Genomic DNA, 17,875 nt, shown 5'->3' with positions numbered 1-17,875 from the left:
GTGCGGATTTCTTCGGCAAGCGCCCTCAACGTCGTCTCGACGTCATCGCCGTTTGCCATCTTCTGCATCGCCACGGCCCATGCGTTCATGGCTTCGCCGAAGCCGACACGCGGTGTGAAAGCCAGCGCGGCTTGATCCTGTATCTTTTTGAAGCTGTCAACGAAGTTGTTGAACTCGGGCTGCGAAGCGTACTTAGTCTAGGTATCGTCCTGCCAGGTCGACGTGCGCGGCGGATTGACGAGCTGGCCAGCAAGGGCACCCTTGAGCGCCACCTGCTTGGAGGTGGCCCACGGGATGAACAGCCAGGCCGTGCCCTTCTTTTCGGAAGCCGCGTTCATGGCGAGAGCCCAGATCCAGATGTCAGAATCCAAGCTCGTGGCGCTCGGTGCGTGCAGCGGCGGAGCGAAGGCGATCTTGCCGGATGCCGGCTTCCCCGCAACATCGTTCCAGAAGCCGAACATTTTTGAGTCGATCGTCATCGCGGTGCGGCCGGACGAGATGCCGTCCACGACCTGGTTCCAGTTATCATTGGCGAAGGAAGGAGCCGCGCACTTCTTGATCATGTCCGAATGTAGTCGTATCCAGCATCGGTAAGCTTCGGATCACTCAGGTATTTGTCCAGCAGGCGCCACTCGGAGCGAGGTCCTACGCGGGCTGAATGCCAGTGCCGAACACATCCCATGCTGGCGACTTCGTCGTCAGTTGGATCGTCATCTTGTTCCAGTAAGAATCGTCTGGGTAGAGTTCCGGCGTGACCTTGATGCCGGGTCAGCTTCTCGAACTCCGGAAAGTTGCGCAGCGAGAGCATCCGCATAGGGGTGGATGTCGTAGGCCCAAGTTATGCTGGTCCCTTCGAATTGACGCCAGTTCACGGTGTCGGCAGCGGCCGAATTAGTGAGCGATGCCGAAACGGCAAGAAACGCCAAGTCAAAAGCAAGCTGTTTGCGTAGCGACGCGCACCTGTAACGAGTACGGGGAATGAGCGACCCATGTAATCCTCCCTGGGGCATTTTGCCAATTTTTGGGTCCACTCCTCCATCCCGAGTTTGCTCATAGCCACAATAAGCGGTTTCCAACGACCTCGCTCTGAATGCACCAGGCCAACTGGGTAAAAACGGGTAACCGGCACTTAAAGGCGATGTAGTATCGCCACCAGAAATACTGCTCCGTGGTGCTGGCCTTTGCCTGGGGGCGCAACACGGCAACTACCCGCTCAAAACGGTTGGTCCTCTACCTCTTATTCACCGTCGCTTTCCTCGCGGCCTAACCCGGCCGGAATATCCGTTGCCAGAAAAAGGCCTCGCGGCCGGTTCGAGGCGCATCCCTCCTCCGAAGCAGCACGCTCAAGTATCGTCACAAGCCCCGAGCGCTTCGCGTTCGGCGATGTCCAAATTCCGACAATGTCGGATACAGTCAGATCTACTGGATTGCGTTTGAATGGTTTTCTCATTTGGCACAGTACATGCGGGTCATCCGCAAAACACGTGACCGACCAACAAGAGTTCGCATGATCACCTTACCACAACATACAGCCGCCGCGGAACAATCACTTGGCCCCTGATCGCCCGCCCCGGCACCACAACCGGAGTCATCGATGTTCTGACAGGCTGCCCAAGGATACCTGCTGCAACAGGGCTTGCCCTGGTGACGACCACTCCGGCTCCGCCGGTTACCGACGAGGGCAAAGTGACGGATTTCCTGCTTTTCAACGGCATGGAGGTGGCTGTCATTCCCGACCACCGCGCCGCTCGTCACCGATATGGTCTGGTGCAGGATCGGCAGCGCGGATGAGCCGCCGGGGATATCTGCATGTCTTCGAGCATCTGATGCTCAAGGCGCCTCATGACGAGCACGGCTCCGTCGCCTGGAGAGATTGAACCCAAAGGGAGATTCAGATGTCTGAAGCGAATCAGGAAAAGTTGGACGCATTCTTGGGGAAAATGGTCGGCGATCTCGGTGCGATCGCAACGGGCGCGGGAGTCCTGCTGGGGGACAGACTCGGCCTGTTTAAGGCATTGCGCGAAGGCGGCAAGATGACGGCCGCCGAACTTTCGACACGCACCGGCACCCAGGAACGCCTCGTAAGGGAATGGCTTTCCGGGCAGGCGGCGGCGGGTTACGTCGACTACGATGAAGCGAGCGACAAATTCTATCTCAACGCCGAGCAAGAGCTGGTGTTCGCTGATGAAGACAGCCCGGCCTTCATGGCAGGCGCATTCGAGTTCCTGTCCGCGCTGTGGCTCGATGAAGAAAAGGTGAGGCAGGCATTCCAGTCCGGCAAGGGCGTCGGGTGGCACGATCATAGCGCGTGTCTGTTTCGCGGTACGGAACGGTTCTTCCGTCCAGGCTACAATGCCAATCTGATCGACTCCTGGCTGCCGGCCTTGGAGGGCGTCGTCGAGAAGCTCGAACGCGGCGTGGACGTCGCGGATGTTGGATGCGGTCATGGTGCATCGACCGTGCTCATGGCACAGGCCTTCCCCAATTCGCGCTTCGTCGGCTTCGACTATCATGCCCCCTCGATTGAGCGCGCCCGCAAGGCGGCCGAGGTAGCCGGCGTCGGCGTTAACACGCGGTTCGACGTGGCGGCCGCCAAGAGCTATCCCGGAACGTATGACCTCGTCACATTCTTCGATTGCCTTCACGACATGGGCGACCCGACGGGCGCCGCCACCCATGTCCACGGATCGCTCAAGCCGGACGGCACGTGGATGATCGTCGAGCCGTTCGCGCATGATCATCTGGCGGCGAACCTCAATCCCGTCGGCCGCGTTTACTATGCCGCTTCCACTTTCGTGTGCACGCCCGCATCCGTGTCGCAGGAAGTCGGGCTCGCGCTTGGAGCCCAGGCCGGTGAGGCGAGGCTGCGCAAGGTTGTGACCGGCGGCGGCTTCAAGCGATTGCGTCGCGCCGCGGAGACACCGTTCAACATGGTGCTGGAGGCCCGCCCTTAGCGTGGCCGTCGCCAGAAATTGCAGCTCATCGCATTTGATTGAAGATCACCGCCAAAAATCCGGACGCATCGGGGACATTTTCAAGGCGCCTGGGTTCACGCAGAGGTCGCTGCCGAGTTGTGTGCCAAGAGTCCCATACGTTGCGGCTCAGAAAGGACCCGACGCACGGCTACGAACATGCCCATAGTGATGGCCGCTATAATCACATATGCCCACCATGGCGCGTTCACAAAGCTGGTAAGCCACGTCGCACCGAACGCGCTTACGACAAAAACGAGAGCCTCGATAAAATGACTGAGCCTGTACACATTCAGTCGTCTCATCCTCATACCACCCATCCAAAGACTGAGCTTGTTGCGCTACTGCGACAGAGCCTAACATATTGGAGAGCGCTCACTATTTCTATGCTAAACAGTCTCGCCTGAGTATATGTTTTGAGTCGCTAATTATGGAATTCTGCCAGTCTGCATTTCCCCTGATCTGATGTAGAGCAGCTTCTAAGTGGGAATTAGTCCCCCATCGACCGGATCGGGCGACACGAACATGCGCTGAAGGCTTGGCGGAACGGCTACTGGGACCATGATGCTACTCGAATGCAAGATCGTGTCAGAACGTCCCGGGAAGGCTGCAGGCAGGGGATGTCAGGTCAATCAGCCTATAGATATGATACCGCCCATTCGCTGAGACTTCACGATGGGCATAGGAGGTGGGAATTCGTGCCTTGAGATGGACGCGGCTGTCGGAGCAGGCGAGCACGGCAGCAGCGATGGCCTGAACCTTCGGGCCGCTGACAAAAACGTTCACCACCGCACGCGAGCCGAACCCGTCGAGATACGTCTCGAAAGCATCGAGGTGGGCCATCAGCCCGAAAGCCTGGATGTCGCGAACTTCGCCATCTTCGAGCCGGTGGGTTTCACGTACCTTGGCCACCTGTTGATCGAGCAAAGCATCGATATGCGCATTCTTCTCGCTTCTTGGGACGAGGAGCGAGATCCGTTCCGGACTGACGATATCGATCAATCCGTAGAATACGTCGGCATCTCCTCCGATCCCCACGAGCAGGACTTTCTCTTCGCCCATTCCTCCGCTGCCTTGAAGATGAGGGACGGTGACGTATCGGTCCAAGCCGCTGGAAAAATCCTCTTTGCCGATCGCGTTCCCGTAGATACCTTCGGCGTACCCGAATTCGAGAGACTGAATCGACATTTTCTTGAATGCCACCGCAATCAGCCATTGGATGTAGATTCGCGGCATCGTCGAGCACTCGACGAAAACCTTCCGCAGGCTTCCTTCGTATGAGCCACATGAAGCGGCCATCTGAGTGAGCAGGTGATCGAGGAGATTGATGTTCTTCTGATACTCGATGGAAGGCTCGAGGGTGATCGCAGTCACTTCGACGCCCCATCGGGTACCCATAGCGATGAGCTTTCGCCGGTTTTCTTCGACGGCTGGGACGTTCGCTTCCTTCAGAGCAAAGTCCAGAACCACGATTTTGCCGACCTTCAGGTCAAGATGGTTTTCGAACGCGGCGAAACGCGTTTCCCATCCAAGCGCGACGATCGCGATATCTGCCTCCATCGTTTCGCAGGTACCTGCATCTCTCGCCTTCTCAGTGACGGCCAGATGGCCGAAGACTCGATACTCGACAGTTGAAGCGGTCATTCGAGATCGCTCTCGAAAAGCGAGTGCTGGAATTCGGTCTTGAGTGCGGGCCGCGCGACGAGCTCCTTAAACACCGAGTCGGCCCAGTCTTCTGGGAGCCGATGCCTGGTAAAAAGCAGGTCGACCATCTGCGCCGCAGGGATTGTGTTGATTTCGTACGGGCCGCGATAGGAGAACCCGAAGTAAGGTGCAAATCGCCGATGCAATCTGATCAGCATCTCCTTCGATGCGGGGTCGGCGCGGTCCACCTCAAAGTTGCCGGCGGCGGAGACCTCCCGGATAAACCCATCCCTTTCCGCCCGACGCAGGACCTCGTCCAGTTTTCCGCTGGGTTGCTCCAGTCGGTTCACCAGCGAGCGCATTTCCTTTAGATCAACCCTGAAAATGCCTCTCTCTGTCGTTCCTAGAGCATTTTCTTCGGCAAACTCTGTCTGGAGGCGAGCGGTCAGGTAACCCAACGCCCGCACCATGCGCACGCTCTCTTCTTCGTACGGATGTGAAAGCGCCTGAAGTCCATCAAGCTTCCGTTGAGAGGCGGCGTTCACAGCCTGTCTCTGCTGTTCGAGATGAATCTGTAAATCCGAGTTGATGAATTCCACCAGTTTTCGTGGATCACTGGAACTCGGAACACTGCGGCGGAAGATCTCTCCCATTATATCAAGGAAATCGCGTATACAGACGTCGCTCAATGATGTGATGATCTGGTGCCCTACGTACGGGTAGTCATGCAGACGCAGCATCTGGCACGCTTTCAGAAAAGCCCATCCCTGTTTCCGGGCGATCGACCTCTTCAGATTTGAAGCATCCGCCTTGCTCATGGGCCGGCGCTTGATTTCCGGGTTCATGAGCGCGAGCGCCAGCCCTTCGGCATAAGGGCGCGCTTTTCGATCAAGAAGGAATTGCTGCTGATCCGCCGTCCTCAAATTCACGGAGAGGAATTCACGTGCTGCATCAGCGAGTGCCACAAGCTCTTCTCTGCCCTCGGAATGACCCGATATGATAACCCGCTCGATGATGTCATTGACGGAAAGCCGCCCCAGCCGGTTTTTGAGCGAAAACGCGCTGAGCGCATCGTTGCGCTTGAGATCACTCCGCAGATGGTCAGGAAGCGCATAGTAGAGCCGAAGCGACGACACGTTCTCGCACAGCGTGGCGAACTCCCTCGGATCGACTGAATCAAGATTCTCGACGTCCCGGTCAGCATTCGAGAGCGACTGGCCGGGTATGATCGTCCGGATCGTGTCGTAAAGGCCGCCGATGTAGGCGAGGACCCATTTCACATTGCCGCGCGTCTTCCTCACCAAGGTGTTCAGGAACTGCTGTTGGAGCGGTGTCAGTGCCTCACAGTCGTCAATCAGGATCTTGAAGAAGGGCGCCCTGTCACCGGCGAAAGATGGGCCATTTAAAAGTGGGGTGATCGCGGTCGCGACCTTGTTAATGATCGCGCCAGGGTCTGTCGCTCTGAAGCCGGTCGCTCCCTCATCGGCGGCAAAGAAGAACGCGTTGAAGCATTCGTCGACGTACCGGGTTATCCCACCCCGCAGCTCATCTATGCTGAAGAAGTCGAGACGGGCAGGTTGGGGTATGAAGTGCAGCACTTCGCGATGCAGTGCCAAGGCGACGTCCCTATCTTCAGAGGCCCGGTATTTCAAGTGGCTGTCGCGTCTGAGCTGGCTGATGCTCTCGAGCAGGCGTTCGACTATCTTCAGCTCCAGATAGTGAGAGAAGATTACGAATTGCCGCGGGATCACGGCGGCCGTGTCGAAGCGTATCCGCTCCGGAATGAGGTTCAGAACCGCGTTGTCGATTAGGGGCGAAAATGTCTCATTGAGCTGGAAGAAGACGCCATACCAGCCGAGCTTGCCGACTTGGTCCGCGAGACTTTTGTCTTCGAGGATATGAACTGTGGAAAGCGAGCGAAGAATACTGGTCTTGCCGCTGCCTCTCGTCCCTGCGACGAAGACCGGCTTGGCGGCGGCAGAAATCAAGGCCGACTTCTGACTGAACCACAGTATCGGGCGACTTTCGTACTCGATCCTGTTGGGGCCGAACGGATTCTCCATCTCTATTCGTCCCTTACCTTAATGCGCCAAGCCGAGTTTGCCTTCGTGAGGCCGTCTATCTCGACGAAGCGCGCCGCTTGGAGCATCAGAAGAGAGTCTTCCAAATCTAGCCCGAGCTCGGCGGAGGCGGCAATCTCAGTGATCTCGTCCCAGAAGAGTAACCCATTCCCGCGCCTGGTGGCATGGTCGCGCAGTCGGCGCATCAGGTCAAACGTGTCGTTGTTCAGAAAGGCCTTGCCGTTGGACATAGTCGAGATGAAGCAATGTTCGCCTTCCATGACCGTCCCGTCGGCGACATTGGTGCGGTAGGGTATAAGTCGGATGCCGACGAGCTCTCCCTGATCGGTCGTGAAGAAGACGAGCTCATTGAAACCTGACTGTATCTCTGGTGCTGAGATGCAGATCAATTTGCCGTCCGGAAACCTTGGATCGTTGACGATCTCGACCGGATCGGCATGTATGTGTCCATGCAGGTAGACGATAGGCTTGTTGCCCTGCAGCAGCTGAGTTCTGACAAATCCGCTGTTGAGCATCTCCGCGTATGGCGTAATGCGCGGAGTCTTTTGTGGCAGCAGATTGTGATGGCCGATCATGATGCCGTAACGCATGTCGGGCTGCTGGAGCAATTCCTGTAGGCCTGCAAGCATCTCACGCGAGATGTATGGCGTGTCCATCTGACCGTAATACTCGTCGTCGGACGCCTCCTTGTCTGGATCGCTGGGAGGTGTCGCGGGCGAATGTCCCGAGGTGTCCGGCGAGCCGAGATCTACAGGTTCTGTAGAAGGACCGAGTGCCTCGAGACGATCACGAAGGAACGCGGGAAGGTTCTGAAGCTCCCAACTGCCTATCGCTGTGTTGACGAGGATGAAGTTTGCGCCTGCGGATCCTGTCGGAAGTCTGAAGTGCACGGGTTGGTCCACGGGAACGGTCTGCCAACCCAAGCGGGCGGCTAAACTCGCCATTTCGCTGAATTTCTCAGTCGGTCCAAGTTCGCGCGCGTCATCACGGTTCACATCGTGATTTCCCGGTACGAATATCAACGGAAGCGCCTTTGAACTGCGCCCCTGTGCGCGGCAGAGCAACGTGAAATGCTGGAATGCCGAAGCAATGAAAGTCTTGTCGCCACGGCTCGTGAAATCCCCCATGAAGGCGATCGAATCCAAGGGCTTCGAAGTCGTCAGCCGCCGAAGCTTCGTCAAGACGGCACGCAGCGAAGACGCGCGTAGCTTCTGCGTTATTTTCGGAGCGAACTTGCTATCCTTGGCATCGATGTTGCTAGAGGAAGGATGCCAATCCGGATAGTGAATATCGCCTACTTGAAGGATTCGCACCCGTCGCATAACTCGCCCCCCCGCCGAGAGCCATAGACTAATCCGTTCGCTTTTGCCAAGCGCGAAACGATCATCCGACCGCATCGCCTGGAAAGCGCGTTTATCTTTTTGTTGGTAATGGAGAGGCACGACGCAATTGTGCCCCCGGTTGCTTGTCTGCCCACCAAATGGGCACTCAATCTGGGCGCATGGCTTATGATTTCTCGAGTTTGTCCCATAACGAGTTTGAGGATTTGGCCCGCGACCTCGTAGGTCGCGAGATCGACAAGCGTTTCGAGGCCTTTCCCGAGGGACCGGACGACGCGATGGATGGTCGACATGCCCTTGCCGGCGGCGACATTGTGCAGGCGAAGCACTACCAGCGGTCAGGCTTCTCGGCGCTGAAATCCAAGATGAAGAGCGAGCGCACAGCCATTGATGGCTTGGCGCCCTCGCGATACTTCCTCGTCACGTCGGCTTCGCCCGCGGCAGGCGGACACCGGCATGCGCAGCAGGATGAAGCCAGTGAGGGCCAGTAATACACGACAATAGTCATTAGGCTAGAGTACAGTCGCCTTGGGAGGCTGTTCGAATTCAATCCGGCGCTTTTCGGCATCCTTTTTTCGTTTGGTGGTGTCGATACGATATTGGTCAATTCCATCAAGATCGCTCTTCATATCGTTTGGTGTTGGAACTGGAATGGCCTTGGCGGACGCCATGTCATGTCCAGAACGCTCCGAAACTCGCTTCATGGCCCAATAGATTCGCTTGTGGTCTTCGTCCTCGACCACCACACCCTTCAGGCTCTGTGTCTTGACATCGCTGTTAAATCGCTCGACGACTTTACCGAGCAGGATTTCTTCAACGAGCCTCTCCCAGGTTTCCCGAAGATCGCTGTAGAAATCCTTCGCTGACCTTCGCCAAGCATCGGTGGTGAAATCAGTGGCGCCGTCGAAGCTCTTCAGGCGCGTCTTGAGAGTCTCGATGCGCTTCGTGACAGACTGTGCGATCCACGGCTCGTCAGTTTCGCTAATCAAGCCAAAACCGGCAGATTCGGACTTGTTGATGTAGTTTCGAACAAGGGGAATCGGCGGATTGGCCTGCGCAGCTGCGTCAACCACCTCGTTGAAGAACAGAAGATTATGGGTGAAAATAATAATCTGACGTCCTGTGGCCGCTTCTTTTACGAGCCTTGCCGCGACCCGCCTGATCCGAACATGGTCGAGAGATGACACGGGGTCGTCGATGATCATGCCTTGACGCGATGTGTCTCCTCCGACCTCGGCTAAGAAACAGGCCAGGGCAAGCGCGCGCTGCTCTCCTTCGCTTAAGACCTTGCTGTTTGAGATCGCTTTTGCCGCGTTGAGCCCGACCTCGAAATAGCTCTGCCCATCTTGACTACGATCATTAACTGCGAACGGGATGTGCGTTAACGCCAGAGTCTCAATCTCGGCGACGACGCGCTTTTCGAGATCCTGCATGACGAGGCTTCGTCGAAGCGACGTCATCTGCCGTGACACCGAGCCTGTTTCGACAGCATCGCAGCATGAGAGAAGCTTGCGCCGCTCTTCGAGATTCGCCAAGCGCGCGAGAACGATGGTGAGATCGTCGCCCAGTTTTTTCCGATCCTTGAGTGTATCGCGACGAGCTCGATCGGTAGCGCGGTTCCCGTCGTCGGCCGCTGCCTTGTCGTCCGTCAGCGCTTCGGCCTCTAGCGCCTCCGCCTCCGTTCGGAGTTTCGATGCAACTGGCGCCGCAAGTTGCGGGAACGCAGCGTACTCGGACAGCGCAGCCGCAACGACAATTGCATCACGCCTTTTACCTGCCTCGACATAATATGCCGAGATCAGGGCCACCATCGCCTTGCGTGCGGCGGACAGATCGCCAAACTCTCCGAGAGCCGCCTCAACCGCCTCCCCGGTCGCAATGGTGAGTCCTTTGATTTGGCGCAGGGCCTCTTCATGGGCAATAGATGCGACTTGCGCCGCCTTATTTGCGGCGCCCGTTACGAAGTCATTGAAGGATTGGATCCGCCCCGCGGCGTCCGCCGTCATCGGCTCCTGGCAGAGCATGCAACGATCGCCTTCCTGATCTGGCAAGTGCTGATGATCGATGCCAGTGACGCTCGCTAAATAGGCTCGTGCATGGTCGAACATATACCGCCAGGGAGAAAGCCCAACGCCGCTCAACGGCATAGTCGCGAACGCTCCTGAGGCGGCAAGTTGTGCAGCCTGCGCTGTAGAATCGGCTGTTGCATATAGATTGCGATAAATCTCGAGGGCCGCCGCTGAGAGAGCCGCGTCGATCTGTTCAGATGCAGTCAGCAGTTTTTCCAAGGCCGCCTTGGCACGCCGACGCTTTGTCGCCATCGTTGAAGGGTCGCTTGCCAGAGCCTGTTCGAGGCCAGCGAGATCAGCCATGTCCTGCTCTGAGAGGGCAGCGAGGTTTTTGATTTCGGCTGCGGAAGGCATCACGTCCTTTGACTTGATTTCGAGACGAGCCAGCAGCTTTACGACCGCGCCGGCAGCTGTGTACCCACTCGGCAATGGTGTCTTTAGGTTCTTTTCGATCGCTTTGATTTCTTCCCGGAAGTCGGCTTCGAGCTCGGTGCGGTGACGTCCATGGCTTTCGAGAAGCGCGATGGCTGCGGGCAGAAAACCGATACGGTTTTGCTTATCGACGTAGAGGCGAGCGTTCGCGGAGTCGAAAACGGAGATCCGTGCAATTGACGCGGGGGGCAGCGTTCCGTCCTTCCAGGTTATGGGGGTCGGTTCCGTAGCACCCTCTTCGAGAAACCGGACAAGCACTTCGGCTGGCGGTTTGGTGCCGATCTCGAACACGTTGCCAAGAAGATCATCCGCCGTCAGACTACGGCAAAGCTTCTTCGCGATCCGGCAATAGCCGCTCTTTCCGCTTCCATTGTCGCCGTAGATAATGGTGATGCCATCGGTGGCGAAACGCAGTTGCTGCTCTTCGGCGAGGCGGTTCAAATGCTTGACGGGGCCGAGTGAGCAAAGCACCGCGCGCGGCTCGTTCGAACTGTTGGCCCTCAAATGCTCCGCCGAGAGCGGAGAGCATTCGGGCAGATCAGCGGTAAATCCACCGACGTGGCGGACCCGAGCTGTTACACCGGCCTTATCCTCCTGCTCGAGGTTGAAGCCCGGCCGCGCGGCGTGTCTTCTTAAGGCATCCCTAATCCAGTCGGGCTGCTTATCCGCCCATTCCAAAAGTCCAACCTCGGCCATTCCTGCCCCCCGAATCTTACCATCATTATACTTATTGATTAGTCCAGATTCGATGAATTCGCTTGTCTGGACAAATTTTCCTCGCGATCGCACATAGAGTGCTGGAGATGTACCCAATAAATGACCTCCCCCCGCGCCGCTAGGTCAGCAAACAAATGCTTCAGCGATCAAACGTCTCCACAACGACATCAGCAATCAAAGGCATTGGACCGCGCGCACGAATTTAGGTAGCCGGCAACGCGTACGAGGAGATAGAGCTGGAAGTGCGTGCCTTTCGATAGTCTATGGGCGGAATTCGACCGCCTCACCGATAGGCCGATCGAGGTTCGCCGTCACTGTCGGGCTGGGTCCGAGTCCGCGATAGGCGCCACGACAGCGCTCGCGATAGGCGCGCAACGCTTGGTCCATGGCGCCCGGACCGCCACACATTTGCGGATGACGTCCTGCCCGTCTTGGGTTTCAGCAGCGTGCGCCGGCGCTCCGATTTCCGCGACTTTTGGATCCCCTCCAATCGTGACGACCGATTATCGCCTGTCTCCATTTCGACCGTTATCTGGGCGGTAACACTTTTAGAAATCTATGCTGCTGGACATAAGCGGCGACCATACCGAGAATTTACTTTCAAATTCTGGCGGCAAAGTTCTATCGTAAATGAAAATAGGGGATGGGGTATGGAAACGAGTTCGGAGACTGGCGATGCTGCCGGTATATCAGCCGCGCCCGTAATAGAAGTCGTGGCGGACATCGCCGCCAGCTTTACATATGCGTCCTTCCAAAATGCTATTCCGGTGATCCGGTCTATCGCGCTCAACAACCCGACCCAGCAGGGTTTCGAAAAATGCACTCTCGAGCTGACATCGAACCCCCCTTTTTTGCGCGCCAAAAGCTGGACAATTGATCGGATCGTTGCTGGCGACCGGCTTCCCTTAAGCGATCGAAAAATCGATCTCGACGCCGGCTATCTGGCCGGTCTCAACGAGGCTGAGCGCGGGGAGATAACGTTGCGCCTAACCTCAGGAGGCGCAGTGCTGGCCGAGCAGCGCGTTGCGGTGCGCCTGCTTGCCCGCGACGAATGGGGTGGCGTCGTCGATATGGCGCAATTGCTCGCCGCATTCGTCATGCCGAACGACCCGGCGATCGCAGGACTGCTGCGTTCCGCAGCGGAGCTGCTCGCAGCGCATGGTCATCCTTCCAGCCTCGATGGCTATCAAAGCGGCAATCCGCAACGCGCATTCATGCTGGCGGCCGCAATTTATTCGGCCATTGCTGGCCTATCGCTGCATTATGCAGAGCCACCTGCGAGCTTCGAAAGCCGCGGCCAAAAAATTCGACGTCCCTCAATTATTACGGCAGAAAAGCTGGCAACCTGTCTCGATACCAGTCTGTTATTCGCGTCCGCCCTGGAGGCGACGGGCTTGCATCCCGTCGTTTTGATGTTTCAGGGACACGCGGCCGTCGGCGTCTGGATGACACAAAGGACGCTCGCCAACGCCATTGAACCCGATGCCATGGAGGTCCGCAAGGCGCTGGCATCGCGCGAACTCATCGTGTTTGAGACGACAGGCGTGACGCATCGGCCGGCGATGACGTTGGAGGCTGCCCAACACGCAATCGAACAGCGGCTCGACGAAACGCAGGTAGCCACCTTTGTCGCAGCCATCGATATACGCCGCTCGCGCAGCGGCGGCATCACACCGCTTGCTTCGCACGAACCGACGCGCCGCAGCGTGGATGCAGAGGCGGCAACCGAAATCGCGTTGCCGTTGCCAGCCGCACCGGCCGTGGTAGCCCTGCCGGTCGAGATCGTCGAGGTAAAGCCGACGACAGCGGCCGGACGGATCGACCGCTGGCAGAAAAAGCTCCTCGATTTGACACTGCGGAACCGCCTGCTCAATTTTCCGGACTCCAAGAAGACAATTCCGTTTCTTTGTACTGACGTCGGCTACCTCGAGGACCGTCTGATGGCAGGCGCTTCGATCCGGCTGATTTCGCTCCCCGAACAGAATCCACTGGGCGAGCGGGATGCTGTCCTCTATCGCGAGGTGCACGGACGTGACCTCCAGCGTGGCTTTGCCGCGGAAGCGCTTCTGCGCGACGAGCTCCCGTCGACGCTCGATGGGCGTCAATTGGAATCCCGGCTGATCGATCTTTACCGGCAAGTGCGCAACGATTTTGCCGAGGGCGGCGCGAATACGCTCTTCCTGGCGGTCGGCTTCCTGCGCTGGAAGAAGAAGGCCGAGGACGAGCGCAGCTATCGCGCGCCATTGCTGCTCGTACCGGTCAAAATCGAGCGCCGCAGCGCAACATCGCATTTTACCTTGCGCTTCCATGAAGATGAACCGCGATTCAACGCAACCTTGTTGCAGTTTCTCGAACGCGACTTCGAGCTCAAACTGCCACAGTTTTCCGGTGAGCTGCCCGAGGACGAAAGCGGCGTTGATGTGCCGAGGCTGCTCGGTCTTATGCGCCAGGCAGTGCGCGACGTCCCCGGCATGGAGGTGGTGGACGAGACGGCGCTGTCGACCTTTTCCTTCGCCAAGTTTCTCATGTGGAAGGATCTGGTCGAGCGTACCGATGCGCTGCGCGAAAACCGTGTCGTGCGCCATCTGATCGACACGCCGGAGATAGCTTTCGAGGGCAATGGCGCATCATTCCGCGACGAGCGCGAACTCGACCGGCACTATGCCCCGTCCGACATGGTTTTGCTGCTGCCGGCCGACTCCTCACAGACCGCCGCAAGTCTTGCCGCCGCTGAGGGTCGCGATTTTGTCATCATCGGTCCTCCCGGCACTGGCAAGAGCCAGACCATTGCCAACATGATTGCCAACTGTCTTTCAGTTGGCAAAACCGTGCTGTTTGTGGCCGAGAAGACGGCGGCGCTCGATGTGGTGTATCGCCGCCTGCGCGAACATGGCCTGGGCGCGCATTGTCTCGAACTCCATTCCAGCAAGGCGGACCGACGCAACTTTCTCACCCAGCTCAGGATCAGCTGGGAAAGCGGCGTGCGCGTGGACGCAGCGGAGTGGATTGCGATCAACGAGCGGCTTCGCGTCCGTCGCGACGAACTGAATGCCTATGTCGAAGCGCTGCATCGGCACCATGTCAATGGTCTGACGCCTTATCTGGCGCTCGGCATCGCTCTCAAGAACAAGCGGCAGCACGCTCCGAGATTGTCCTGGCCATCGCGCGATTCCCATGACGAGGCAAACCGGCTGGCGCTGGAGCATATTGCCGCCGAAACAGGTCTCGCATTTCAGTCGGTGGAGATGCGGTCGGTCTTGCGTCTTATAGATGTCACCGAGTGGACGTCAGGCTGGCAGGACAATTTGCTCGAAGGGGCAAAGACCCTCAAGAATGCGTCCGAGGTTCTAGCGACCGCACTCGACGCCTTCCTGGTGAGCATCGGCCTGCGCGCCAAAGGCGACGCGTCAAAAGCGGAGCTCGAAGCGCTGCGAAAACTAGCAGCGGCACTCCAGGACAGTGCCGGCTATGACGTCAGCATTGTCTTTGATCGAGATTTCGCCCAGTTGCGGGGAGCCCTCGCCACTCTCAATGAGGCAATCGGAGACTATCGCAAGTCTCGCAAGGACCTGTCGGCCCGCTATGACGAGGCTGCCGTTGCGCGCATACGGGTGGAGGACATAGAGCAGCAATGGCAGCAGGCCGCTTCTGCATTCTGGCCAAACAGTCAGTTGGGCAAACGCAAAGTCCAGAAGCTGCTTCAAGGCTATGTCACAGAGGGGGTAGCCGATCCTCAGCACGACTTGCTGCTGTTGCGCCTGATGCAGGACCGCCGGGCCACTGTCGAAGCCAACATCCTATCTGGGAAGCCGATCGGATTTGCCGCACTTGATACCGACACCCACCGTATCGATCAGATACTCTCGATGGCCGAAAGGCTTCGACAGACGCTACGCCTGCCCGGCCTCGGCACGGAGGATTTCAAAGCGCTCCTGCAAGCAACCGCCCCGAGCCTGCGAAGCGGTGCAGCAGATAGCACGATGCGCTATGGGGCAGCCCGCTTCCTTGCGGCTTCTGCAGCATTCGAGGCTGCCAAGACCCAATTTGCGATCCCTGCTGGAAAGACGCCTTCTTGGGCAGAACATGATAACCCGCTGACCGAATTGACGACTGCGATGGGAGACTTGCTCGACGCCCGTCATCTTCTCCGGGACTGGACTTCGTGGTGCGGCATTCGTCGCAGGGCTGTCAGTCACAATCTGGGAGCGTTGGTCGACGATATCGAGGCGGGTCTAGTGCGACCAGCTGAAGCTCAATCCGCGTTCCGCCTGGCCTATGTACGCTGGTGGCTGCCGGCCACGCTGGATGCCGATCCGGTGCTGCGGAATTTCCGTCGCTTCCAGCACGAGCACGCCATCGAAGATTTCCGGGAAATCGACGATCTTGTCCGCGCTCAAGCAAGCCTTCGCGTCATCAGTGCCATCGCTCATGGTTTGCCGGCTGTGCAAGGCGTCCCGCGCAATTCCGAGTTGGGCCTGTTGCGCCATCAGATGGAATTGCAGCGGCCCAGCCGGTCAATCCGCGAGATGATTGGCGCGATGCCGACGAGCTTTGCCAAGCTCGCGCCGTGCATGCTGATGTCCCCTCTTTCAATCGCTCAATATCTACCGCCCGACCAAGCCCTGTTCGACGTGGTGATTTTCGACGAAGCATCGCAGATCACCACCTGGGACGCCGTCGGTGCCATCGCGCGAGCCCATCAAACCATAATCGTAGGCGATCCCAAGCAGTTGCCGCCCACCAATTTCTTTGGCCGCAACGAGGAGGACGAGGAAGTCGTCGAACACGAAAAGGATCTTGAGAGCATTCTCGACGAAGCCAAAGCGGCCGGCATCCCGGTACGTGACCTGCGCTGGCATTATCGTAGCCGCAATGAGTCGCTGATCGCCTTTTCCAACCATCACTACTATCAGAACCGGCTCATCACATTCCCTTCGCCAACGGTGGAAGATCGGGCAGTTCAGCTGCGAAAAATCACGACCGGCATCTATGACCGTGGCAAAAGCCGCACCAATCGAATCGAAGCCCAAGCGGTAACCGACGAGGCGGTCAGCAGGATGCGGCGTTGGCTGGCCCTACCGGAAAAGGACCGACCCACGCTCGGAGTCATCACTTTCAACGCGCAACAGCAGTCGCTCATCCTCGACCTTTTCGACAAGGCACGCCAGACAGAGCCGGAGCTTGAATGGTTCTTTGCCGACGAGCGTATTGAGCCCGCCATCGTCAAGAATCTGGAAAATGTCCAAGGGGACGAGCGTGACATAATCCTGTTTTCGATCACCTTTTCGCAAGATAATGCCGGCAAGCGCAGCATGGATTTCGGCGCGCTGAATCGGGACGGCGGCGAACGCCGGCTGAATGTCGCGGTGACGCGTGCGCGGCAGGAACTGATCGTATTTTCAGGTTTTGCCGCCGACCAGATCGACCCCAACCGAACCAAAGCGATCGGCGTACAGCATCTCAAAGCCTTTCTCGATTTTGCCGAACGCGGCGCTGTGGCATTGCCAGCGCAGGAACGCGGATCGGTCGGAGCCCTGGAATCCCCTTTCGAGGAGGCCGTCGCTGCCGAGCTTGAGAAGCGCGGATGGACCATCGTTCCTCAAGTCGGCATTTCGGGCTTTCGAGTGGATATAGGGATCCGGCATCCCGATCTCGCCGGCGCCTATCTGGCTGGGGTCGAATGCGACGGCGCGACCTATCACAGTTCTGCCACGGCGCGAGATCGAGACAAGGTCCGCGAGCAGGTCCTGCGCGGCCTCGGGTGGAACATTGTCCGGGTATGGTCAACCGATTGGTGGTTTGATCTCGAAGGTTGCACCGAGAGGCTTCATGCCAGCCTGGCCGCGCTGCTCGAGGAAAGCCGTCGCAAACAGGCTGAACAACAGGAAAGTGAAGCCGCGATCCATTGGGACATGGGACATAAGGTCGACCCCATGGACCCATTGCCAGCCGAAGACCTAGCATCGGCCGGCGAACCGGAACATCCGTCGATAAAATCAGAGCCAGAACTTGTCGCCGCTCCCCTCGCGACGGGAGAGCGCCCATCGGCATCTGCAGGAATTTTGCCTGCGGCCGCGCATTCGACGCATGATACCGTACCGACGGGCGGCCGTTATCGCCTGACTGATCTAACCGGATTTTCCACCAGCCCGGATCAGTTTTATGACTTCGTCTACCGAGGCACGCTGCGGTCCATGGTCGACGCGGTGATCGAGCAGGAAGGACCTCTGCGAGATGACGTCCTTGCGCAGCGCATCGCACGGGCGCATGGCTGGCTCAGAACGGGCAACAAGATTCGGGAGCGGATCGACCTGCATCTGCGCGAGTTCGATAGAACTGAAGAATCCAGCGGCAGCTTCCTATGGAAGAGAGGGACGGTGGTCGACCTGCTTGATTATCGCATGCCGTTCGATGCCGATGCCCGCCGGTCCATTGCCGACATTCCAATCGCCGAGCTGGCCGCTGTCGTCGTTGCGAACGAGGACATTCTGGAACAGTCCGACCCCGCTCTCGACCTTGCACGTCTGCTCGGTGTCGAGCGACTTGCGGCGATTTCACGCTCCCGGCTGGATGAAGCCATCGATCGCGCCCAGCGCAACCTGGCATCGACATAGTCTCGG

The 17,875-nt window shown here is 58.1% G+C and carries 8 protein-coding genes and 1 pseudogene; 4 read left to right on the top strand and 5 right to left on the bottom strand.

What is annotated here, in order from left to right:
* Nucleotides 1-197: 197 nt before the first annotated feature.
* Nucleotides 198-563, bottom strand: coding sequence for an extracellular solute-binding protein (locus tag EN808_RS37045; protein ID WP_245454714.1), 366 nt, complete (start codon nucleotides 561-563; stop codon nucleotides 198-200).
* Between the two features lie 1,054 nt (nucleotides 564-1,617).
* Between EN808_RS37045 and EN808_RS19315 the strand changes: the two are divergent.
* Both EN808_RS19315 and EN808_RS19310 read left to right on the top strand, forming a co-directional pair.
* A pseudogene (locus EN808_RS19315) lies at nucleotides 1,618-1,838 on the top strand (insulinase family protein); the annotation flags it as partial.
* A 57-nt stretch (nucleotides 1,839-1,895) separates the two neighbouring features.
* Nucleotides 1,896-2,954, top strand: coding sequence for a class I SAM-dependent methyltransferase (locus EN808_RS19310; protein WP_024504268.1), 1,059 nt, complete (start codon nucleotides 1,896-1,898; stop codon nucleotides 2,952-2,954).
* Between the two features lie 606 nt (nucleotides 2,955-3,560).
* On the opposite strand, the gene EN808_RS19305 is transcribed toward EN808_RS19310, so the two are convergent.
* From EN808_RS19305 to EN808_RS19295, 3 genes are read right to left on the bottom strand one after another with little or no spacing between them, the layout of a single operon-like run.
* Complete coding sequence (locus EN808_RS19305; protein WP_126057630.1) at nucleotides 3,561-4,616, bottom strand: hypothetical protein; 1,056 nt, start codon at nucleotides 4,614-4,616, stop codon at nucleotides 3,561-3,563.
* The gene (locus EN808_RS19300; RefSeq protein WP_126057629.1) at nucleotides 4,613-6,679 is read right to left on the bottom strand and encodes a hypothetical protein; all 2,067 of its coding nucleotides are present in this window, start codon (nucleotides 6,677-6,679) and stop codon (nucleotides 4,613-4,615) included. Before EN808_RS19300 ends, EN808_RS19305 begins: the two co-directional genes overlap by 4 nt.
* 2 nt (nucleotides 6,680-6,681) lie before the next feature.
* A complete protein-coding gene (locus EN808_RS19295; protein ID WP_126057628.1) occupies nucleotides 6,682-8,139 on the bottom strand; it encodes a metallophosphoesterase in 1,458 nt (485 codons plus the stop codon).
* A 59-nt stretch (nucleotides 8,140-8,198) separates the two neighbouring features.
* Between EN808_RS19295 and EN808_RS19290 the strand changes: the two genes are divergently transcribed.
* Entirely contained in the window at nucleotides 8,199-8,528 is a 330-nt protein-coding gene (locus EN808_RS19290) for a hypothetical protein (protein ID WP_186815491.1), read from the top strand.
* A 21-nt stretch (nucleotides 8,529-8,549) separates the two neighbouring features.
* On the opposite strand, the gene EN808_RS19285 is transcribed toward EN808_RS19290, so the two are convergent.
* Nucleotides 8,550-11,234: an AAA family ATPase gene (locus EN808_RS19285; protein WP_126063811.1), complete on the bottom strand. Its 2,685-nt coding sequence runs from the start codon at nucleotides 11,232-11,234 to the stop codon at nucleotides 8,550-8,552.
* Nucleotides 11,235-11,905: 671 nt separating this feature from the next.
* Between EN808_RS19285 and EN808_RS19280 the strand changes: the two genes are divergently transcribed.
* On the top strand, nucleotides 11,906-17,869 hold the full coding sequence (locus EN808_RS19280; protein ID WP_126057627.1) for a DUF3320 domain-containing protein: 5,964 nt from the start codon (nucleotides 11,906-11,908) through the stop codon (nucleotides 17,867-17,869).
* Nucleotides 17,870-17,875 lie beyond the last annotated feature (6 nt).

It is taken from the genome of Mesorhizobium sp. M8A.F.Ca.ET.165.01.1.1 (assembly GCF_004792065.1).
Classification (GTDB): Bacteria; Pseudomonadota; Alphaproteobacteria; order Rhizobiales; family Rhizobiaceae; genus Mesorhizobium.
The sequence above is the reverse complement of the archived record's forward strand: the minus strand, read 5'-3'. Positions and strand labels throughout refer to the sequence as shown.